This window comes from Ectopseudomonas chengduensis (genome assembly GCF_900102635.1).
In the GTDB taxonomy this organism is placed as follows: domain Bacteria; phylum Pseudomonadota; class Gammaproteobacteria; order Pseudomonadales; family Pseudomonadaceae; genus Aquipseudomonas; species Aquipseudomonas chengduensis.
The window spans coordinates 214,309-235,850 of record NZ_FMZQ01000004.1 but is presented as its reverse complement, the minus strand read 5'-3'; the positions used below and the strand labels follow the sequence as shown (position 1 = coordinate 235,850).

The 21,542-nt window shown below is 65.0% G+C and carries 18 protein-coding genes; 13 read left to right on the top strand and 5 right to left on the bottom strand.

The window, feature by feature from the left end:
- The first annotated feature begins 64 nt into the window (after positions 1–64).
- Positions 65–913, top strand: coding sequence for a hypothetical protein (locus BLS08_RS09370; protein ID WP_017678086.1), 849 nt, complete (start codon positions 65–67; stop codon positions 911–913).
- A 112-nt stretch (positions 914–1,025) separates the two neighbouring features.
- Here BLS08_RS09370 and BLS08_RS09365 read toward each other — a convergent pair whose 3' ends face one another.
- Complete coding sequence (locus tag BLS08_RS09365) at positions 1,026–2,075, bottom strand: alkene reductase (protein ID WP_017678085.1); 1,050 nt, start codon at positions 2,073–2,075, stop codon at positions 1,026–1,028.
- Between the two features lie 27 nt (positions 2,076–2,102).
- Complete coding sequence (locus BLS08_RS09360) at positions 2,103–2,399, bottom strand: ArsR/SmtB family transcription factor (protein ID WP_169886839.1); 297 nt, start codon at positions 2,397–2,399, stop codon at positions 2,103–2,105.
- Between the two features lie 126 nt (positions 2,400–2,525).
- Between BLS08_RS09360 and BLS08_RS09355 the strand changes: the two genes are divergently transcribed.
- Positions 2,526–3,110, top strand: coding sequence for an acyl carrier protein phosphodiesterase (locus tag BLS08_RS09355; RefSeq protein ID WP_017678083.1), 585 nt, complete (start codon positions 2,526–2,528; stop codon positions 3,108–3,110).
- A 183-nt stretch (positions 3,111–3,293) separates the two neighbouring features.
- Here the strand turns inward: BLS08_RS09355 and BLS08_RS09350 are convergent, their stop codons facing one another.
- Positions 3,294–6,011, bottom strand: coding sequence for a cation-transporting P-type ATPase (locus tag BLS08_RS09350; protein WP_090336402.1), 2,718 nt, complete (start codon positions 6,009–6,011; stop codon positions 3,294–3,296).
- Positions 6,012–6,186: 175 nt separating this feature from the next.
- Between BLS08_RS09350 and BLS08_RS09345 the strand changes: the two genes are divergently transcribed.
- Positions 6,187–7,035 (top strand): universal stress protein, encoded by an 849-nt coding sequence (locus BLS08_RS09345; RefSeq protein WP_017678081.1) that lies wholly within the window; start codon positions 6,187–6,189, stop codon positions 7,033–7,035.
- A gap of 6 nt (positions 7,036–7,041) precedes the next feature.
- On the opposite strand, the gene BLS08_RS09340 is transcribed toward BLS08_RS09345, so the two are convergent.
- Together BLS08_RS09340 and olsB are read right to left on the bottom strand one after the other, a co-directional pair.
- A complete protein-coding gene (locus tag BLS08_RS09340; RefSeq protein WP_017678080.1) occupies positions 7,042–7,818 on the bottom strand; it encodes a lysophospholipid acyltransferase family protein in 777 nt (258 codons plus the stop codon).
- Between the two features lie 151 nt (positions 7,819–7,969).
- On the bottom strand, positions 7,970–8,701 hold the full coding sequence (gene olsB, locus BLS08_RS09335; RefSeq protein WP_017678079.1) for an L-ornithine N(alpha)-acyltransferase: 732 nt from the start codon (positions 8,699–8,701) through the stop codon (positions 7,970–7,972).
- Between the two features lie 148 nt (positions 8,702–8,849).
- Here olsB and BLS08_RS09330 point away from each other — a divergent pair, with 148 nt between their 5' ends.
- The 10 genes from BLS08_RS09330 to BLS08_RS09285 all read left to right on the top strand — a co-directional run bounded on the left by BLS08_RS09330 (position 8,850) and on the right by BLS08_RS09285 (position 21,476).
- Positions 8,850–9,740, top strand: a complete 891-nt coding sequence (locus tag BLS08_RS09330) for an acyl-CoA dehydrogenase family protein (protein WP_021488223.1) — start codon at positions 8,850–8,852, stop codon at positions 9,738–9,740.
- A gap of 66 nt (positions 9,741–9,806) precedes the next feature.
- On the top strand, positions 9,807–10,592 hold the full coding sequence (locus tag BLS08_RS09325) for an oxygen-binding di-iron domain-containing protein (protein ID WP_017678077.1): 786 nt from the start codon (positions 9,807–9,809) through the stop codon (positions 10,590–10,592).
- A gap of 83 nt (positions 10,593–10,675) precedes the next feature.
- Entirely contained in the window at positions 10,676–11,794 is a 1,119-nt protein-coding gene (locus BLS08_RS09320) for a serine hydrolase domain-containing protein (RefSeq protein WP_017678076.1), read from the top strand.
- On the top strand, positions 11,791–12,111 hold the full coding sequence (locus tag BLS08_RS09315; protein WP_017678075.1) for a hypothetical protein: 321 nt from the start codon (positions 11,791–11,793) through the stop codon (positions 12,109–12,111). Before BLS08_RS09320 ends, BLS08_RS09315 begins: the two co-directional genes overlap by 4 nt.
- Positions 12,112–12,239: 128 nt before the next feature.
- A complete protein-coding gene (locus BLS08_RS09310) occupies positions 12,240–12,812 on the top strand; it encodes a YceI family protein (protein WP_017678074.1) in 573 nt (190 codons plus the stop codon).
- Positions 12,813–12,814: 2 nt separating this feature from the next.
- Positions 12,815–13,969: a phospholipase D-like domain-containing protein gene (locus tag BLS08_RS09305; RefSeq protein ID WP_017678073.1), complete on the top strand. Its 1,155-nt coding sequence runs from the start codon at positions 12,815–12,817 to the stop codon at positions 13,967–13,969.
- Between the two features lie 164 nt (positions 13,970–14,133).
- Positions 14,134–15,150: an alpha/beta fold hydrolase gene (locus BLS08_RS09300; RefSeq protein WP_090336399.1), complete on the top strand. Its 1,017-nt coding sequence runs from the start codon at positions 14,134–14,136 to the stop codon at positions 15,148–15,150.
- Positions 15,151–15,507: 357 nt separating this feature from the next.
- Positions 15,508–17,304 (top strand): DUF1302 domain-containing protein, encoded by a 1,797-nt coding sequence (locus tag BLS08_RS09295; RefSeq protein WP_090336397.1) that lies wholly within the window; start codon positions 15,508–15,510, stop codon positions 17,302–17,304.
- Positions 17,305–17,331: 27 nt separating this feature from the next.
- Entirely contained in the window at positions 17,332–18,699 is a 1,368-nt protein-coding gene (locus BLS08_RS09290; protein ID WP_031306422.1) for a DUF1329 domain-containing protein, read from the top strand.
- 170 nt (positions 18,700–18,869) lie between these two features.
- A complete protein-coding gene (locus tag BLS08_RS09285; protein WP_090336395.1) occupies positions 18,870–21,476 on the top strand; it encodes a LuxR C-terminal-related transcriptional regulator in 2,607 nt (868 codons plus the stop codon).
- Positions 21,477–21,542 lie beyond the last annotated feature (66 nt).

The window sequence follows — 21,542 nt, the reverse complement described above, 5'->3', positions numbered from 1 at the left end:
TGTAATGGCGAATCGGTATACTGCGCGGCATTTCCGTTCATTCGTTCCAACCATAGGTCCGACCATGCGTAACGACGCCAACGACGAACTCGACAATCTGCCCAGCCTGACTCCGGAGCGCCGTGAGGATTTCGCCGAGCCGCGTGAGGAGCCCGCTGCGCGCAGCAGCCGTGTCACCAGCAGCAAGGCTGCAGTGGCCAAGGGCGCCAGTACCGGTCCGCTGTGGGCGCTGGTTGGCGCGCTGAGTTTCGCCCTGGCCGGCCTGGGCTGGTGGAGCCTGCAGCAGATCGGCCTGATGGAGCAGCGCCTGGTGGCGACCCAGGAAAGCTTCGCGCGCATCAGCGAGGAGGCGGCCGGACGAATTCAGGATATTTCCGGCAAGGTGGTGGCCACCGAGTCCAACGTCACCAGCGGCAGCGAGGCACTCAAGCTGCAGGTCAAGCAGCTGGAAAATCGCCTGGCCGAGCTGGGCAAGCAGCAACAGCAGAGCGCCACGGCGCAAGCAGCGCTGGACAAGCGTATCGAGCAGTTGGGTGCGGAGCTCAAGAGTGGCATCGGCGCCAGCGCCGACTTCGACAAGCGTCTGCAGGCGCTCTCCACCGAGCAGGCAGCGCTGAAATCTGCCCAGGCGGACGTCAAGGCGACCCAGGCCGAACTGGCCAAGCTCGATACCCGCATCAAGACCCTCGGTGGCGATATTGATGCGCTGAAGAAGCAGGGCAATCCGGCGCAATCGATCCGTAGCCTGGAGCAGGATCTGCTGGTGCTGCGCAGCGAGCTGGACAACCGCCCGGCCGCCAGTGCCGGGCCGAATACCGCCGAGTTCGATGCCTTCCGCGCGCAGATGACGCGCAACATCAATACCCTGCAGAGCCAGGTGGTGAATCTGCAGCAGCAGATCAATCAGCGCTGAGTGCCACCATCTCGATAAACGAACGCCCCGCAATGCGGGGCGTTCGTTTATTGGTCGCGGCTAAAGCCCCTCCCGCAGGATATCGCTTGCGGGAGGTGCATTAGCTGCGATCTTACAGACGCGGATAGTCGATATAGCCGACCGGGCCGGAGCCGTAGAAGGTTTCCGGGTGCGGCTCGTTCAGCGCGGCGTCCTGTTCCAGGCGCTGCGGCAGGTCCGGGTTGGCGATGAAGGGGATGCCGAAGGCCACGGCATCAGCCTTGCCTTCGGCCAGCCAGGCGTTGGCCTGATCCTTGGTGAAACGTTCGTTGGCGATGAATACGCCGCCGAACTCCTTCTTCAGTTGCGGCGTCAGGCTGTCGTCGTCGGCTTTTTCGCGAGCGCAGATGAAGGCGATGCCGCGTTTGCCCAGCTCGCGAGCGACGTAGCCGAAGGTTTCGCCTCGGTTGGCGTCACCCATGTCGTGCGAATCGGCACGCGGTGCCAGGTGTACGCCGACGCGGCCGGCGCCCCATACCGAGATGGCTGCATCGGTCACTTCCAGCAGCAGACGCGCGCGGTTCTCGATGCTGCCGCCGTAGCGGTCGGTGCGCTGGTTGGTGCTGCTCTGCAGGAACTGGTCGAGCAGGTAACCGTTGGCGCCGTGGATTTCCACGCCATCGAAACCGGCAGCCATGGCGTTTTCGGCGCCCTGACGATAAGCCTCGACGATATCGGCGATCTCTTCGGTTTCCAGCGCGCGCGGGGTAACGAAGTCCTTGATCGGGCGTACCAGGCTGACGTGGCCGGCCGGCTGGATCGCGCTGGGAGCGACCGGCAGTTCGCCGTTCAGGTAGATGGGGTCGGAGATGCGGCCGACGTGCCACAGCTGCAGGACGATCTTGCCGCCGTTGGCGTGTACCGCCTGGGTGATGTTGCTCCAGCCGCGAATCTGCGCATCCGACCAGATGCCGGGGGTGTTCGGGTAGCCCACGCCCATCGGCGTGACGGCAGTGGCTTCGCTGATGATCAGGCCGGCCGAGGCGCGCTGCACGTAGTACTCGGCCATCAGCGCGTTGGGCACGCGGCCTTCGTCGGCGCGGCAGCGGGTCAGCGGCGCCATGATGATGCGGTTGTTCAGTTGCAGATCACCGATCTGGATGGGGTCGAACAGTGTGGGCATGGTGGTTTCTCCGAGGGAAAGGTCAAATCAGAGTTGCTGGCCGAGGCGCTCGACGAAAGCCTGGATCAGCTCGTCGTTGCGCTTGAAGAAGTGCCACTGGCCGACCTTGCGACTGGTCACCAGACCGGCGCGTTGCAGGGTGGTCAGATGGGCGGAAACGGTGGATTGCGACAGCCCGGTGCGCAGGAAGATCTTGCCGGCGCACACGCCGATCTCCAGCGGATGATCCTGTTCGGCGAAGTTGAGCTCGGGCTCCTTCAGCCAGTCGAGGATGTCGCGGCGCACTGGGTGGGCGAGGGCCTTGATGATGGTGTCGATGTCCATGGCGGTGTCGGTGTGTATCGTCATGGGGCGAACCTTATATCGTCTCCGAGCGATATACAGATTGATTGTTCCAATAGTCTCCATCAACGGCTTCGATTGTTCTGCTCACGGCGGTAAGCTCGCGGGATGAACTATCTGGCCCATCTCCATCTTGGTGGCGACGCACCACCGCAGTTGCTTGGCAGCCTCTACGGCGATTTCGTCAAAGGCCCGTTGAGCGGGCGCTGGCCGGCACAAATCGAGGCGGCCATTCGTCTGCACCGGCGCATCGATGCCTTCACCGACAGCCACCCACTGCAAGCCTGCGCGCGTGCCCGCTTTCCCGCCGCGCGGCGACGCACGGCCGGCATGCTGCTGGACCTGTTCTTCGACCATTGCCTGGCCCGCGATTGGGCCGAGTATGCGGCGCAGCCGCTGGACCATTTCACCCGCGAGGTGTACCGGGTGCTGGCCGCCGAGGCCGAGCTGCCAGGGCGCCTGGCACTGATGGCACCGCGCATGGCCGCGCAGGACTGGCTCGGCAGCTACCGCGAGTTCGCGGTGCTGGAGCAGGTGATCGCCGGCATGCAGCGACGGCTGTCGCGGCCGCAGTTGCTCGACGGCAGCCTGGCGGAGTTGGAGCGGCTGTACGAGCCGCTCAGTGAGGACTTCAGTGCCTTCTACCCCGAACTGATGGCCTTCGCCGAGGCCGAACTGAACGCATCGAGGTAGCGGCGGTGCGCGCAGCGCACCCTACATGTGAACCGAGTCTGGACCGTAGGGTGCGCCGTGCGCACCAGGGCTTTCGCCGCTGCGACGTTCGCTGCCAAAGCGCCTACCACCAGGTTTCGCGTCGGGCGCTGTGGGAGGGGCGTCAGCCGCGGCGACCATCACTGCAATCTCTCCTTCAGCGGCTCAGGTCGCCTGAGCATGCAGGCCAAAGCGCCGCACCACCCATTTCTCCAGCTCCGCCACGGCGAACAGCGCCAGGCCTGCCAGCAGTACACGCAGCCATTCCTCTGGGCTCAGGCCGACCGAGCCGAATACCCCCTGCAGCGGCGGTGCATAGGTGAACAACAGCTGCAGCACCAGGCAGATGGCGATGGTCACCAGCACCGCGCGGTTGCCCAGCAGGGCGTCGCGGTTGAGCACCGAGCCGAAGATGCTGCGGCTGTTGAACAGGTAGAAGATTTCGCACATCACTATGGCATTCACTGCGATGGTGCGGGCGCTTTCCAGGCTGTTGCCAAGCTTCAGCTCCCAGAGGAACAGGCCGATGCCCGCGCCGGCAATCAGCAGCGAAACCATTACCACGCGCCAGACGAAGAAGCCGGATAGCAGGGGCTCGTTCGGCGCGCGTGGGGCGCGCTGCATCAAACCGCGTTCGCTGGGTTCGAAGGCCAGCGCCAGGCCCAGGGTGCTGGAGGTGACCATGTTGATCCACAGCACCTGCGCCGGCGTCAGTGGCAGCACCACCTGGAACAGAATGGCGAAGATCACGATCAGCGACTGGCCGCCATTGGTCGGTAGAGAAAACAGGATGAATTTCTTCAGGTTGTCGTAGATCGCCCGACCCTCGCGCACGGCCCCGGCGATGGTGGCGAAGTTGTCGTCGGCCAGCACTACTTCGGCTGCTTCCTTGGCCGCTTCGGTGCCCTTGTTGCCCATCGCCACGCCGACGTCGGCGCGCTTCAGGGCCGGTGCGTCGTTGACGCCATCGCCGGTCATGGCCACGACCTCGCCGCTGTCCTGCATGGCCTGCACCAGGCGCAGTTTGTGCTCGGGGCTGGCGCGGGCGAATACCTCGACGCCGGGCAACACCTCGCGCAGGCGGCGGTCATCGAGCAGTTCCAGCTCGGCGCCGGTCATCGCCGGCAGGCCGACGCCGATGCCTAGTTGCGCACCGATGGCGCGGGCCGTCTCGGCATGGTCGCCAGTGATCATCTTTACCCGGATACCGGCGCGCTGGCATTCGGCGACAGCGGCGATGGCCTCCTCGCGTGGCGGGTCGATGATGCCGACCAGAGCGAGCAGAGTCAGCCCATCTTCTACGTCGTCGAAGCTCAGGTTGCGTTGCTCGGTCGGTGCCGTTTTGCTGGCCAGGGCCAGCAGGCGCAGGCCACGGGCAGCCAGATCGGTGGCCTGGCGTCGCCAGTAGTCGGCATCCAGAGCCGTGTTAGCGCCGTCGGCGCTGCGCTGGCTGGCGCACATTTCCAGCACGCGCTCGGGGGCGCCCTTGAGGTAGACCAGGCCATGGCCTGCGTGGTCATGGTGCAGGGTGGCCATGAAACGGTGTTCGGACTCGAACGGAATCGCGTCACTGCGGGGCAGTTGTGTGTGCAGCGACTGGATATCGAGACCGCTTTTCAGCGCCAGGGTCAGCAGCGCGCCTTCGGTCGGGTCGCCATGCAGTTGCCAGTGGCCGGCGGCGTCCTGTTGCAGGCGGGCGTCGTTGCACAGCTGTGCGGCACGGGCGATCTCCAGCAGTTCGGTGTCGGGCTCAAGCAGCTTGCCGTCCTGGTGGAAGGCGCCTTCCGGGGCATAGCCGACGCCGCTGATATCGAGGATGCGGCTGGCGCTGACCACGCGTTGTACGGTCATTTCGTTGCGGGTCAGGGTGCCGGTCTTGTCCGAGCAGATCACCGTCACCGAGCCCAGGGTTTCCACTGCCGGCAGGCTGCGGACGATGGCATTGTGGCCGGCCATGCGCTGCACGCCGAGGGCGAGGATCACCGTCATGATCGCCGGCAGACCCTCGGGGATGGCCGAGGCGGTCAGCGCCACCACCATCATGAACATCTCCCCCGGATTCTGGCTGTGCCAGAGGATGCCAAGGATGAAGGTGGCCAAGGCTAGGATCAGGATGATCACCGCCAGCCAGCGGCTGAACTGTTCGATCTGTCGCAGCAGCGGCGTGGACAACGCCTGTACCTGCTGCAGCATCGCGCCGATTCGGCCGAGCTCGGTGTCGGCGCCGCTGGCCACCACCACACCGCTGGCCTGGCCGCTACTGACCAGCGTGCCCGAATAAGCCATGCAGCGGCGGTCGCCGAGTGCGGCGTCGGCGTTGCAGTGCGCCACGGATTTTTCCACCGGTACCGATTCGCCGGTCAGCGCCGCTTCTTCCACCAGCAGGTTCTTCACGCTGATCAGGCGCAGGTCGGCTGGCACCTTGTCGCCGGATACCAGCAGCACGATGTCGCCGGGCACCAGGCGCTCGGCATCGATTTCATGGCGTTCACCGCCACGCAGCACCATGGCGTGGGGCGAGAGCATGCTGCGGATGGCGTCCAGCGCGTTCTCCGCCTTGCCTTCCTGGATGAAGCCGATGATCACGTTGATCAGCACGGCGGCAAGGATCACCGAGGTATCGACCCAATGGCCGAGCAGGGCGGTGGTCAGGGCGGCGACCAGCATCATGTAGAGCAGCACGTTGTGGAACTGATAGAGCAGGCGCAGCAGCGGTCCACGGCGTTGCGGCGGCGGCAGGCGGTTGGCGCCGTGGCGTTGCAGGCGCAGTTCGGCTTCGTCCTGGCTGAGACCGCTGGCGCTGCTGTGCTGGGCATCGAGCGCTTGTTGTGCAGTCAAACCGTGCCAGGTGTGGTCACTATGTTGTGAGGGGGCATTGCCCATGCGGCGCGTCTCCTTGTTTGGGCCGGGCTGCGCTTGTTGGCCGCCATCCGGCGGGCAGTGAGCAGTCCTGATTACCCTAGTCCGCTTTACCGCGTCGGGCCTGACCTGCATCAAGGAGTACGGAGTCGAGAGGCGCTTGAATGTAACGCGGTGTTAAACCCATGGAGGAAACGAGATGATCAAGATTCTGGTAGCGACCGACCTGTCCGAGCGTTCGGCGCATGCGGTGCAGCGCGCCGTGCAACTGATCCGCCGTCAGGGTGGCGGTGAGTGGAGTCTTCTGCATGTGATCGATGACGATGCGCCGGCCGCGCACGTGCAGCGTCAGGTGCAACAAGCCGAGACGCTCTTGCAGGCGCAGGCTGAACGCCTGGGCGAGCAGGCCGGCAGCATTCCGCGGGTGATCGTGGGCACTGGCGAGGCCGCGGCGGTGATCGTCGAGAGCGCGCAGGGCATGGGCGCCGATCTACTGCTGGTGGGCGCGCATCGCAAGTCGGCGCTGCGCGACTTCTTCGTCGGCACCACGCTCGAACGCGTGGTGCGCAGCAGCCATCTGCCGGTGCTGCGGGTCAATGGCCCGGTGACCCACGAGTATCGTCATGCGCTGCTGGCGATGGACCTGTCGCGTACGTCGCAACAGGCTCTGAACCGGGCGCGTGAGCTGGGCCTGGCGAGCCTGGACAACCTGCATGTGGCCAGTGCGGTCGAGCCGGTGGCGGCGGGCGCGATGATGGAAGCCGGCATCAGCGCCGAGGTGCTGGAGAACCAGCGCGAGCTGCTGCGTCAGCAACTGGTGGAGCGCCTCGATGCAGTCGGTGCGAAGCTGGGTCACGAGCGTTTGCTGGTACAGATTGGCTCACCGGAAGGGGTGATTGGCGAGGCCTTGCGCCACTCCGGCGCGGACCTGCTGGTTCTGGGCACCCACGCCCGTGAAGGCGTTTCGCGCCTCTTCCTCGGCAGCGTGGCCAGCCAGCTGCTGGCGTCGGTCGACAGCGACGCCTTGATCGTACCGCCGGCTGACTGAGTGCGCTCAGGCCGCCTCGGCCTGCTCCTGCTCGGCTGTGTTCAGCAGCAGGGCGCTGGCGATGATGGCCTGGCTGTGCCGGGCCAGTTCGTTGCGGCTGCGTGATTCGCTGGGAATCGGCGCGAGCAGGCGGATCTCCACTTCACAGGCTGAGCTCGAGAGCAGGCGCAGCAGGTGCGAGAGCATGTCGTCGTCGCCGATGAAGGGTGCCACGGGGCAGGGCTGGCCGTCGCGCAGATAGCGGATGGCGACGGGTTGTACGGCCACGCCGCTGTCGATGGCGCTGCTCAGCAGGCGGCCGTGGAAAGTGCGTAGCGCGAGGCCGTCGGTGGTAGTGCCTTCGGGAAATATCAGCAGGTGATGACCCTGCTGCAGATGGCGGGTGAGCTGCTGGCCGACCTGGCTGCTGTCGCCCGCACCGCGGCGGATGAACTGCGTGCCGGCCTTGTGTGCCAGCCAGCCGGCGACCGGCCAGTCGCGCACCTCTGCCTTGGACAGGAAGGACAGCGGCTGCAGGGCGCCCAACAGCGGAATGTCGGTCCATGACACATGGTTGCTGACCCACAGCATCGGCTGCGTCGGCAGCTCGCCCTCGACCCGTACGCGAAATGGCAGGGCGCCGCCCAGGCGTGCCAGGAACCAGCGCGTCAGACGCTGGCGCAGCGGCATCAGATCGTGCCGAACTACCCGCTCGACCAGGCTGACGATGCCGGCCAGCAAGGTACCGAAGGCGATTACCAGGGCCAGATGAAAGAGGCGCAGGGACAGACGCAGTTTGGCCATCGCGGCCTCCGCTCGTGAATGAGTGCCGACATTATCCATGGCTCGAACCGCTTGGCGATGCCTTATCGTCATATGTTCTGTAGGAGCGAGCTCTGCTCGCGAATGCTGGACACTCTCGTTCGCGAGCAGAGCTCGCTCCTACAGCCGGGTTTCAGACTGCCGCCTTGAAGTGCCGAGCGTAGCGCGGGCACAGCTCGTCGCGCTTGAGCAGGATGAACACGTCGGCCACCTGGAAGTCCTTGTCCCAGCACGGCTCGCCGCAGATTTTTGCGCCCAGGCGCATGTAGGCCTTGAGCAGTGGTGGCATCTCGGCGATGACGTTGCCCGGCAGATCCAGTTGCGGCAGGGGATGTTTGGGCTCGGCACGCAGGTGTTCGGTGCACAGGTAACGTTCGCGCAGACGCTGCATCACGGCATGCGCCTGGATGCCGCCGTCCTGCATGGAGATGCTGGCGCAGCCCATCAGGTAGCGGTAGCCGCCTTCGTTGAGTACCTCGGCCAGTTCGCCCCAGAGCACGGCGATGGTGGCGCCGTTGCGGTAGGCGACATCGACGCAGGTGCGGCCGATTTCCAGTACCGGGCCTTCCAGTTTGGCCAGGCCGTGCAGGGCGAATTCCTCTTCGCTGTAGTAGCGACCGAGACCCGCGGCGGCCTGGTGATCGAGCAGGCGAGTGGTGGCGACCAGTTCGCCGCTGTTCAGATCACGCACGCCGATATGGCTGCAGTGAATGTCGTAGTCGTCCATGTCCAGACCCAGTTCGGCGCCGTTGAGCTTGGCATCGAATTCCGCGCTGAATACGCGGTAGCGCAAGGCCTGAGCTTCACGCAGGGCGGCGGGGCCTTGCAGACGTTCGGCCTGCAGACGGCGAGCGGTTTGAGTCATGCCAGATCCTCCGTGTGCCGGCTGAATGCTTGCAGCCGGTCGATCTTGTTGGGCAAGCTCAGGCTAGGTAGCTGCGGTGTCACCACCGTGACGCTTTTTTTATGCTTATGTGACAGCGGCGCAGATACTGCTGCGAGGAGCCCGTGCGATGCCCTGGTCGAGTCTGTTTCAGCCCAATGAGCGCCTGACTGCCGAGGTGGGCCTGGAAGACTGGTACGCCCGTTTGCTGGAGCGCCTGGGCGGCACGCCGCAACCCTTCGAACTGGCACTGGTGGGCGGCCTGCTGGCGGCCACGCCGGGCTTGGCCTTTCTCGCCGGCTATCAGGCGGCGTTGCGCATGCTGTGGCCGGCGGCGCCCTGGACGGCAGGCGCGCTGTGCGTGACGGAGAACCGCAGCACCCGCCCGGCGGACATGAACACACGTATCGACGGCCTGCAGATCACGGGGCGCAAGGATTTCGTCACCGCTGCCGAATGTGCCGACTGGCTGCTGGTGGCGGCGCGTGAGGAGGACGAGGGGCAGGCGCCGCGTCTGGCTCTGGGCGTGGTACGCCAGGGCGCGCCAGGTGTACGTATCGAGCCGCTGCCGGCCCTGCCGTTGATGCCGGATATCGGCCATGCGCGACTGCACCTGGAACAGGCCCACGGCGAGCGCCTGGCCGGCGACGGCTGGGACGACTACGTCAAACCCTTCCGCACCCTGGAAGACGTGCACGTACTTACCGCTGTTGTCGCCTGGCAGTTTGGCGTGGGGCGCGATTGTGCCTGGCCTGAAACGCTGCTATTGCGCCTGCAGGCGCTGCTGGCCGGTTGTGCCGAGGTCGCGCGGCAGGCGCCCGATGCGCCCACCACCCATCTGCTGCTGGCCGGGTTGTTCGCCGAGCAGCAGGCGTTGGCCGATGAGCTGAAGGTGGCCTTTGCCGGCGGTCCTGCGCATTGGGCCGAGCTGTGGCAGCGCGACAAGGGCTTGCTGCGCATCGCCGAGGCGGCGCGCAGCAAGCGTCTGGAGAAAGCGCGGCGGATTGTCGCCGGCCGTTGATCCATATCAGTACCGTCCTGCGGTCGTGCGCCTAAGGTTGCCTCGCGTTTCTTCTACGAGGTTTCCATGCGCCGCGAGCCCATCGTGCTGTTCGATAACGGCAGCCACCAATGCCTGATGTTCGATGACCTGGTCAGCGGCGAAGGCGTGCAATCCAACCAGTTTCTGATCACCGACAACGAGCAGTACCTGCTGCTCGATCCGGGCGGTGATCTGACCTATACGCCGCTGTCGCTGGAACTGTCCAAGCACATTCCGGTGCAGGACCTGACCTACATCTTCGCCTCGCACCAGGACCCGGACATCATCGCCTCGCTCGACAAGTGGCTGCTGCACACCCGTGCGCGGGTGATCTGCTCCAAGCTGTGGGCGCGTTTTCTGCCGCACCTGACCGCCAACTACCTGGTGTTGAGCCGTGGCATCAACACCTTCGATCGCATCATCGCGTTGCCGGATCGTGGCCAGAGCATCCCGCTCGGCAAATGCTCGCTCAAGGCCGTGCCGGCGCACTTCCTGCACTCGGTGGGAAACTTCCAGGTCTATGACCCGGTGAGCAAGATCCTTTTCTCCGGTGACATGGGCGCTTCGCTGGTCGACGACGCTTCGCCGGTGCGCGACTTCGTCAACCACGTGCCGAATATGGAAGGCTTCCACCGCCGCTATATGGCCGGCAACAAGGCCTGTCGCCTGTGGGCGGCGATGGTGCGGCAGATGGATGTGGAAATGATCGTGCCGCAGCACGGCCGGCCCTTCGTCGGCCCGGAAATGATCAGCGCCTTTCTCTACTGGATCGAGAACCTCGAATGCGGTCTCGACCTGATGGGCCCGGAGGATTACCAACTGCCCAAATGAGGGGCGCAGATGGCGGTTCCGTCGCTTCAAGCCGTCATCATGGCCATGCTAGGGTGCGCCACGATTTCTGATCGAGGCCGCCCATGTCCATCTCCTTGCTTCGTCGACTGAGCCTGGCGCTCGGTTTCAGCCTGGCTGCCAGTACCGCCTTGGCGGAAAACTGGCCGCAACCCGACTGGCAGAGTCAACCCCGTGTCGAGAGCACCGCGCTGGCCGAGCTCGAACAGTACGCCTTCCCGGAACGCGATGACGTCGAACGCACGGGCGTGCGTACCGATGCGCTGCTGGTGATACGCGACGGGCAGATCGTTTACGAGCGCTACGCCGAACCGACCACGGCGCGGACCGCGCACCTGACCTGGTCGATGGCCAAGAGCCTGCTCGCTACCACCCTCGGCGTCGCTTACGGCGAGGGGCGCTTCAAGCTCGATGCACCGGCCGCGCAGTACTACCCGGCGATGGCCGAGCACCCGCAGATCAAGATCGGTCACTTGCTCAACTGGGCCTCGGGCCTGGCCTGGGAAGAGGACTACGAGTATGCGCCGCTGAAATCCTCGGTGGTGGCCATGCTCTACACCCGCGGCCGCACCGACATGGCGGCCTTCACCGCTGCGCATGCGGCGGACGCCGCGCCGGGCACGCGCTTTCGTTATTCCAGTGGCGACAGCAACGTGCTGGCCGCCGCGTTGCGTGGCATGGTCGGCGAGCAGGCTTACGCTGACTATCCCTGGACAGCGTTGTTCGAGCCGCTGGGCATCACCAGAGCGACCTGGGAGCGCGATGCCAGCGGCACCTTCGTTGCGTCGTCCTATGCCTACCTGAGCGCGCGCGACCTGGCCCGTGTCGGCCTGCTGATGCAGCGCGGCGGTCGCTGGGGCGAGCGCCAGTTGCTGCCGGCTGCCTGGGTCGATTTCGTATCCACGCCTTTCGCTGACTACCAGCCGCAGTTGGCCAAGCCGGGGGATGCCGTGCCAGGCGGGCATTGGTGGCTCAACGCCGAACTGCCAGGCAGCACGCGGCCCTGGCCGGATGCACCGGCCGATACCATCGCCGCGCTCGGGCATTGGGGGCAGGGGCTGTACGTGATGCCACAAGACAACCTGCTGGTGGTGCGTTACGCCGATGACCGCGACGGCAGCTTCAACCACAACGAGCTGCTCAAACGCGTGCGTGCGGCCTTCGCCGAAGAGGTGCAGCCATGATCCGTCGCCATCCGATCCGCAGCGCGCTGGCGCTGCTGATGGTCCTGCTGCTGGCCTGGGCCTGGCCTAATCGCGCCCATCTGGCCGCCTTCCCCGACATCATCGGCGCCTACACGGCCAAGGAGTACTGCTCCTGTCGCTACGTCAGCGGCAACCCGGCGGCTTACTGTGAAGGCTATGTGAAGCAGTACGTGCCGATCAGCAGCCTGCTCGATGACGACAGCGCCAAGCGCGTTACCGCCACCGGGCTGGGCCGTACTCACAGCGCGGTCTGGCTGGGCGAGCGGCAGGGTTGTCAGTTGTTGCCGAGCAAGTAGGGCGGGTGAAACCCGCCACCTTGGAAGCGGCGGGTTGCACCCGCTCTACGGTGCTGTGGGCGCCGGGCTTTGCAAGGCTCGCGCTGGCGACTATCGTTGCCGCCTGGTCATGCCGTTTTCGAGTTCTCATGCGCCGTTCGCTTCTCGCCCTGTTGCTTGCCGCTGCCTTGCCCGTTCACGCCGACTGGTACCTGGACAACGAGTCCTCGCGGCTGTCGTTCATCTCCACCCATTCCGGCAGTCAGTCGGAGGTGCATCGCTTTCTTACCCTGCACGGGCAGATCGCGGCCGATGGTCGCGCGCGCCTGCGCGTGGATCTTGACTCGCTGAGCACCGGTATCCCGCTGCGTGACGAGCGCCTGCGCGCCATGCTGTTCGACACTTCGCGTCTGCCCGAGGCGCGCATCAGCGCGCAGGTCAACCTGCCGCAACTCACCGACCTGGCACCCGGGGCGCAGCTGGAATTGCGCTTGCCCCTGCAACTGACCCTCAACGAGCGCACGCGCGAGCTGCATAGCGAACTGTTGGTGACGCGGCTGGATGATCGCCGCTTCCAGGTGGTGACCCTGGCGCCGCTGGTGCTGCACGCCGAAGATTTCGCCCTGGCCAGCGGCATCGAAGCGCTGCGTAAAATCGCCGAACTGCCGGCCATCAGCCTGTCGGTGCCGGTGGGCGCCGTGCTGATCTTTACGGCGCGTTGAGCGTGCATGCGCGCGGCAGCATCTTCCCCTGGCGAGGCGGCAATCGCTTCGAATTGCTGCTGGACGGGTCGGTATTTTTCCCGCGTATGCTGGCAGCCATCGAGGGCGCCCAGCAGCAGGTAGAAATCGAGCTTTACCTGATCGAGGACGGCAGTTGCAGCGAGCGTCTGGTCGAGGCGCTGTGCCGAGCGGCTGAGCGTGGGGTGAGGGTACGTGGTCTGTTCGATGCCTACGGTGCGGCAGGCCTGGGCATCGCATTACGTGAGCGCATGCAGACCGCCGGTGTGCAGCTGCGCTGGTACAACCCGGTGCGCTGGCGGCGGGGTATCCGCAACTTTCATCGCGATCACCGCAAGCTGCTGCTGGTGGACCAGCGCCTGGCCTATGTTGGCGGCACTGGCTCCACCGATGAGTTCTGGCTGCCAGACGAGCCTCGGAGTCCCTGGCACGAAGCCATGGTGGAAATCGAAGGGCCGCTGGTGGGCGACTGGCAGCAGCTGTTCGAGCAACTGTGGCTGGCGCGCTTTTCCTGGCGCCCGAGTTATCAGCCGATACCGCTGAGCCTGCCTGAATGCCCGCCGGCCGGCGTTGGTCTGGGGCGCGTGGCCTATGCCGATGCTGCGCAGCACCGCGACATTCTGCTGTCGCTGTTGCGCGCACTGAAGGGCGCCAAGCAGCGCGTCTGGCTGGCCACACCTTACTTCCTGCCGACCTGGAAAATCCGCCGCGCCCTGCGCCGCGCCGCAGCGCGCGGTGTCGAGGTGCGCCTGCTGCTGGCCGGGCGCAACACCGATCACCCGCCGGTGCGTTTTGCCGGGCAGCGCTACTACCCCAAGTTGCTCAGGGCCGGGGTGCGCATCTTCGAATACCAGCCACGCTTCCTGCACCTGAAGATGGTGCTGGTGGACGACTGGGTCAGCGTCGGCTCGTGCAACTTCGACCACTGGAACCTGCGCTTCAACCTCGACGCCAATGTCGAGGCGCTGGACCCGGATTTCACCCGGGCAGTGACGGCCAGCTTCATCGAGGACTTCGGCGTCAGCCGCGAGATCACCCTCGATGATTGGCACCAGCGCCCCTGGTGGCGCCGCGCGCAACAGCGCCTGTGGGGCTGGCTGGACCGGCTGGCGGTGAATCTGCTGGATCGCTGGCGGTAATCCATGTCGATATCCTGAAGGCTCTATCTCAGGCGTTTCGTTCACATCCAGAAAAGTTTTGCCGCCTTGGTAGCGGAGAGTGGTTGCTATAGTCGACAGCCTTTTTACGCCTGAGCTTGGCCGTGGCAGGCATGCAGTAGCGACTCAGTCAGAGGAATGCGCCCGTGACGAAAACCCTGCTTATCGCGACACTTTCCGCCAGCCTCCTTCCCCTCTCTGTGCTCCAGGCCTCGCCGCAGGCTGGTTATGGCCCGCAGCTGGAAGGTTTCGAGTATCCCCACCCGATCCAGCGCTTTGAGTTCAGTTCGCAGCAGCAGGATCTGTCGATGGGCTACATGGACGTGAAGCCAACCGGCCAGGCCAATGGCCGCACAGCTGTGCTGCTGCATGGTAAGAATTTCTGCGGCGCTACCTGGGAGGCGACCATCAAGGCGCTGAGCGATGCCGGCTACCGCGTGATCGCACCGGATCAGATCGGTTTTTGCAGCTCAAGCAAACCGCGTGGCTATCAGTTCAGCTTCGGCCAACTGGCCAGCAATACTGACGCACTGCTCGAGTCGTTGGGGGTGGAGAAGGCCACAATGATCGGTCATTCCATGGGCGGCATGCTGGCCGCGCGCTATACCCTGAACCATGCCCTGCGCGTCGAGAAGCTGGTGCTGGTCAACCCTATCGGTCTGGAGGACTGGCAGGCGGAGGGTGTTCCCTACGTGACGGTCGACCAGCTCTATCAGGGCGAGTTGAAGACCTCCTATGACGGCATCAAGAACTACCAGCTGAAGTTCTACTACAACGGTGTGTGGAAGCCCGAGTACGACCGCTGGGTCGACATGCTCAACGGCATGTATAGCGGCCCTGACAAAGAGATCGTCGCCTGGAACCAGGCGCAGACGGCGGAGATGCTGTTCACTCAGCCTGTGGTGCACGAGTTCGCCAATATCAAGGTACCGACCCTGTTGCTGATCGGTGGCAAGGATCGCACCGCCCCAGGCGCCAACCGCGCGCCGGAAGAAATCGCGCAGCGCCTTGGTAACTACCCAGAACTGGGCCGCAAGACCGCCGAGGCGATTCCCGAGGCAAAACTCGTGGAGTGGCCGGAGCTGGGCCATTCGCCGCAGGTCGAGGCGCCGGTGCTGTTCCACGAGGTCCTGTTGCGCGAACTGGCGGCCAGCAGCAACTGATCGACCAGGCAGAGCCCGATTCCGGGCTCTGCCGATGGGATTAGGCGCTCCCGGCGGCTTTCGTTACAGCCCAGCCTGGTGGCGGAGCTGTCCTGGCTTCGCGGCCCCTGTTCGCGGCGGGGCGCCGCTCCTACAGTTCAGAGCCGTGGCGCATTGGGCAGCATGGCCTGCCAACAAATAGTTCCCCACCTTCCTGATACCTCGTCATTCAGCACGCTGAGTGTCGCGGCCTGCGCCCGCGCCAGGGCGCCATTCATCCTTTCGGGCGACAGATGAAATCCCTCCTTGGTGCGCTTATCCGAGGTGTGGTCGCTGCGTAGGGTTCCCTGCAGTTGCACCCCACTTCAGGAGACCCGCATGACAAGAACAACAGGGCCCGGACTATTCCAGCCGCACACCTTGGCTTTGGCCGTCGCCGTCGGTTTTGTCGCACCGGCACAGGCCGTCAACTTCAACATCGGTGAGATCGAAGGGCAGTTCGACAGCTCGCTGTCGGTCGGCGCCAGCTGGTCGATGCGCAGTCCGGATCGCGATCTGATCGGCCCCAACAACGGCGGCCAGGGCCAGGCGCAGACTGGTGACGATGGGCGCTTGAATTTCAAGAAGGGCGAGACCTTCTCGAAGATCTTCAAGGGCATCCACGACCTCGAACTGAAGTACCGCGATACCGGCGTATTCGTGCGCGGCAAGTACTGGTACGACTTCGAGCTCAAGGACGAAAGCCGCCTGTTCAAGGATATCGACGACAGCAATCGCAAGGAGGGCGCCAAGTCTTCGGGGGCGGAAATTCTCGATGCCTTCCTCTACCACAACTACGCCATTGGCGATCTGCCGGGCACGGTGCGGGTCGGCAAGCAGGTGGTGAGCTGGGGCGAGAGCACTTTCATCGGCAACAGCATCAACGCCATCAACCCGATCGACGTGGCCGCCTTCCGCCGCCCCGGCGCGGAGATCAAGGAAGGCCTGATCCCGGTGAACATGCTCTACCTGTCGCAGAGCCTCACCGACCGCCTGAGCATGGAGGCCTTCTATCAGTTGGAGTGGGACCAAACCATCCTCGACAACTGCGGCACCTTCTTCTCCACCGCCGATGTGGCCGCCGATGGCTGCGACAACGGCTACCACATCGGCTCGCCGGCCATCGCGCCGTTGCAGCCGATTGCCGCCGCGTTCGGGCAGGGCTTCCGCGTCGACAGCGAAGGGGTGATCCTGCCGCGTGCCGGTGATCGTGATGCGCGTGATAGCGGCCAGTGGGGCCTGGCCCTGCGCTGGCTCGGTGACGAGACCGAGTACGGCGCTTACTTCATGAACTACCACAGCCGCACGCCCATCGTCAGCACGCAGAACGCCGGGCAGGCGACCTTGAATGCGCTGCCGGGGATCATCGGCACCGCCAATGGCATCGTACCCGGCAGCGGCGCCGGCCTGGCGCAGAGCGTAATGCTCGGCAATGGCCGCTACTACCTGGAATACCCCGAGGACATCCGTCTCTACGGACTGAGCTTCTCCACCACCTTGCCTACTGGCACCGCCTGGGCCGGCGAGGTCAGCTACCGGCCGAACCTGCCGCTGCAGATCAACACCACCGACATGACCCTGAGCCTGCTCAACCCCATCACCAATGGAGCAACTGCCCCTGTCGTGGCCGGCCCCGGTCAGGACAACGTCGGCTACCGGCGCAAGGAAGTCACCCAGGTGCAGACCACCTTGACCCATTTCTTCGATCAGGTGATGGGCGCCGGGCGCTTCACCCTGGTGGGCGAAATCGGCATGGCCCATGTCGGTGGGCTGGAGAGCCGTGAAGACCTGCGCTACGGCCGCGATTCGCTGTTCGGTGCCTACGGATTCCGTGGCGACACTCACGGCTTCGTCACCAGCACTTCCTGGGGCTACCGGGTGCGTGGCATCTGGGAGTACAGCAACGTGTTCGCCGGGGTGAACCTGCGGCCGAACGTCTCCTGGTCGCATGACGTCGACGGCTATGGCCCCAACGGCCTGTTCAACGAGGGTGCCAAGGCGGTGAGTTTCGGGGTCGATGCCGACTACCGCAACACCTATACAGCCAGCCTCTCGTACACCGACTTCTTCGGTGGCGAGTACAACACCGCGGTCGACCGCGACTTCCTGGCGCTCAGCTTCGGCGTGAGCTTCTAGGCCAACAGGATCAGTTGAGGAATGCAGATGAATACAACCCTGAAGATGCTCGGCGCGCTGTCCCTGAGCCTGCTGGCCAGCGGTGTTCTGGCCGCGGTCAGCGAGCAGGAAGCAGCCAAGCTCGGTACCAGTTTGACCCCGCTGGGCGGCGAGATGGCCGGCAACGCAGCTGGCACCATCCCCGCCTGGACGGGCGGCCTGGCCAGCAATGCCGGGCAGGTCGATGCACGCGGTTTTCTCAGTGACCCCTTCGCCGGTGAGCAGCCGCTGTTCACCATCACCGCGCAGAACCTGGAGCAGTACCGCGACCAGTTGTCGGCCGGGCAACTGGCGATGTTCGCGCGCTATCCGGAAAGCTATCGCATGCCGGTGTACCCGACGCACCGCAGTACGGCGGTACCGGATGCGATCAACGCTGCGGCCAAAACCAGCGCGCTGAAGACCGGCCTGCGTGATGGCGGCAACGGCCTGACCGGCTTCACCGACAGCCGCTATTACGCCTTCCCGATTCCGCAGAACGGCCTGGAGGTGGTGTGGAACCACATCACCCGTTACCGCGGTGGCAACCTCAAGCGCAGCATCGTGCAGGCCTCGCCGCAGACCAACGGCGCCTACACCCTGGTGAACTTCGAGGACGAAGTGGCCTTCCCGGACAACATCCCCGATATCGATCCGAGCAAGGCGGAAAACGCGCTGCTGTTCTTCAAGCAGCGGGTCACCGCTCCGGCGCGTCTGGCCGGTAACGTGCTGCTGGTGCACGACTCGCTCGACCAGGTGGCCGAGCCGCGCATGGCCTGGCTGTACAACGCTGGTCAGCGTCGCGTACGGCGTGCGCCGCAGGTGGCCTATGACGGCCCGGGCACTGCGTCGGACGGTCTGCGTACCTCGGACAACTTCGACATGTTCAATGGCGCCCCGGATCGCTACGACTGGAAGCTGGTGGGCAAGCGCGAGCTGTTCATTCCCTACAACAACTACCGCCTGGCGCTGCCGAGCGTGAAGTACGCCGACATCCTCAAGGCCGGGCACATCAACCAGGACCTGACCCGCTACGAGCTGCACCGTGTGTGGGAAGTGGAGGCGACGCTGAAGTCCGGTGAGCGCAACATCTACGCCAAGCGCCGCTTCTATGTCGACGAGGACTCCTGGCAGATCGCCCTGTCCGAGCACTATGACGGTCGCGGCCAGCTCTGGCGTGTCGGCGAGGCCATGCTGCTGCAGCACTACGCGCAGAAGATCCCGGTCTACGCCCTGGAAGCGCTGTACGACGTCATCGCCGGTCGCTACGTCGCCGTCGGCATGGCCAACGAGGAGAAGATGTCGATCCAGTACGGCACCCAGGCCTCGGCCAAGGACTTCACCCCTGCAGCGCTGCGTAACGCCGGCGTGCGCTGACCACTAAGCAACTCGAAGCAAGCCGGTGTCGCCTTGTGCGTCGCCGGCTTTTTTCTGTGCGCCTCTCTCACGTGAATCTCGCGCCATAAGCGCCAAGGGGTGGTCGCACGCGGTAAGCGGGGTACCATCGTCTGGTGGTTCAACAATGACAAGCAGAGAGAACCGCTGCCATGCCTACCCTTGCCATCGCCCGTCCAAGTGCGTTGCAGGTGCAACCTGCCAATCTACCGCGATTGCCGCCCTGTGTGGTTTCCCGCCCAGCCCTGCTGCAGCGCCTGCTCGCCAGCGAGTCGCGACTGCGCTTGCTGTGCGCGCCTGCTGGTACCGGCAAGAGCGTACTGCTCGGCCAGTGCGCACGCCACACACCAGCCGCCGTCGAGCGTGTATGGCTCGATCTCGGTGGCCGCAGCCTGACACCGACGCAGCTGTGCAAGCGACTGGCCGCAGCCATGCAGTTACCGTTCGACGATGGCGGTGAAGCGGGGCTGATCGATCGGCTGCATGAGCGTGCGGGGCGTTTGTGGATCTTTATCGACGACTACCCGCGACAGGCTGACGATGAGCTCGATGCCTGCCTCGACCGGTTGTTCGCCGTGGCGCCGCAGCAGGTCACCTGGTGGGTCGCCAGCCGCCGCATACCGGCCTGGAACCTGCCGCGCCTGCTGCTGCAGGGCGATCTGCTGGAACTCAAGGGCGAAGAGCTGGCGCTGGATGACGCGGCGCTGAATGAACTGTTGGCGGCGCTGCAGGTGACGCTGGCGCAAGACGTGCGGCAGGCTCTGCTGGACAGCAGCGAAGGCTGGCTGGCGGCGATTCGCCTGCTGCTGCTCGACGTCGACGAGGATGCGCTGCGTCAGCGTTTGCAGGCTGGTTGCCCGCTGCTACGCGATTACGTACAGCGCGAGGTGCTGGCCGATCTGGACGAAGAGCTGCGCAGCGATCTGCATGCACTGGCCTTGCTGCCGCGTTTTTCCCGGTCGCTCTGCGAGCATCTGCTGGAGGGCCGTGGCAGTGAGCTGCTCGGCGAACTGCAACGACGACAGCTGTTCGTGCGTAGTCTCGACAGCAGCGGCACCTGGTTCCGACTGTGGCGACCGCTGGCCGAGGTATTACGTCTTCTGCCGGGTGCGCCGGCGCCGGCCCCGATCCATGTGCGCGCCTGCCAGTGGTTCGCTCAGCACGGTGATATTCGCGAGGCCGTCGAACACGCCCTGCTGGCAGGGCAGGTCGAGGTCGCGGTCAATTACCTGCAGCGGTTCAGCCAGGAGCAATTGCTGCAGGGGCACTCTGTCGCGCAGTTCCTGCAATGGCGCGAAGAGCTGCCGGCCTGGCTGTTCGCCAGCTCGCCGCGACTGATCGTGCTGCAGGCCTGGGCCCTGATCATCTGTGCCCGTTTCGATGAAGCTGCCGACTGCATCCAGGGGTTGGCGCATTTCATGCCGCAACCGGATGAGCGCCGCCAGCGCAAACTGATCGCCCATTGGCAGGCATTGACGGGCGTATTGGCGCGTCAGTGCGGACGCCGTGATGCCCGGATGCACTGCGAACAGGCCCTGCAGATGCTGGACGAGGGCAGTTGGTCGCAGCGCGTGCTCTGTTACCAGGCGCTGGCCCAGCAGCATATGGCCGAACATGCGCTGGACCAGGCCAAGCAGGCGCTGGATCAGGGCCTACGCCTGGCGCGGCTCAATGGCAGCCTGATTTTCGAGGCTTTGCTCAATACCGATCACTGCCTGCTGCTGCAGATGCGTGGCGAGGCCGGGCGCGCTGCGGAGCTCGCCGAACAGTCCCTGGCGCTGCTGCGCGAACGCTTCAACCATAGCCCGGTGGTCGCTCGCCTGCTGCTGGTACGGGCCAGCCTGCTGGCTCGTCAGGGTCTCGACGAGGCGGCGCAGCAGGCGTATCGGCTGGGGCTGCAGGAAGCCGAGCACTGCGAGGATGCCTACATCATTTCCGGCTACCTCGGCATGCTGGAGCTGGCGGAAAGTCGTGGCGATCTCGACGAGGCCCATCAGTGGTTGCAGCGGGCCGAGCGAGTGATGCAGTGGTCGCATGTGCCGGAAGTGCGTTACCGCTGTGTGCTGCAGTTGCAGGCTGGGCGGCTGCTGCTGCGTCAGGGGCAGACCGGGCGGGCGCGGGAACTGTTCGCCCAGACGCTGCAGCAGCTGCAGCAACGCCAGCAGCTGGCGCCTTCCGAGTTCTACGATTTGTTGCCGCGCTTGCGTCGTTACCTGGCGCTGAGCGATCTGCTGCTCGGCCACCACGCTGCCGCTGAGCATGCACTGCGCCTGCTGCTGGAGGAATGCCAGCTCGCCGGGCATCGCAGTCTGGCCTGCGAATGTCGGGTCAGCCTGGCCGAGGCGCTGCTCATGCAGGACGAGTTGGAGCAGGCAGATAACCTGTTGCAGCAGGCGCTTGGTGAGGCGCGACAGCTGCGCCTGCTGCGGCCGTTACAGGAGCTGCAGCAGCGTCAGGCGCAATGGCTCGATCGCCTGTTGCCGGGTGAGGCTGGGCAGAACCTGCATCAGCGCCTGTTCGATCCGGCGCCGTGCTTGGATGAGCCGGCCAGTGCCGGTACTGCGCTGCTCAGCTCGCGGGAGTTGGCAGTGCTGCAGTTGATCGCGCAGGGCTGTTCCAATCAGGAAATCGCCGATCGTCTGTTCATCTCGCTGCACACGGTCAAGACTCATGCGCGGCGGATCAACGTCAAGCTCGGCGTGCAAAGACGCACCCAGGCCGTGGCGATGGCCAAGGCGCAGGGGCTGATGGGGGATTGAGTTCGGCCTGCTGCGCGTCGGCGCTGCTGCGTTAGAGGCAGGCTCACAATGCTCATGTACAAAAGT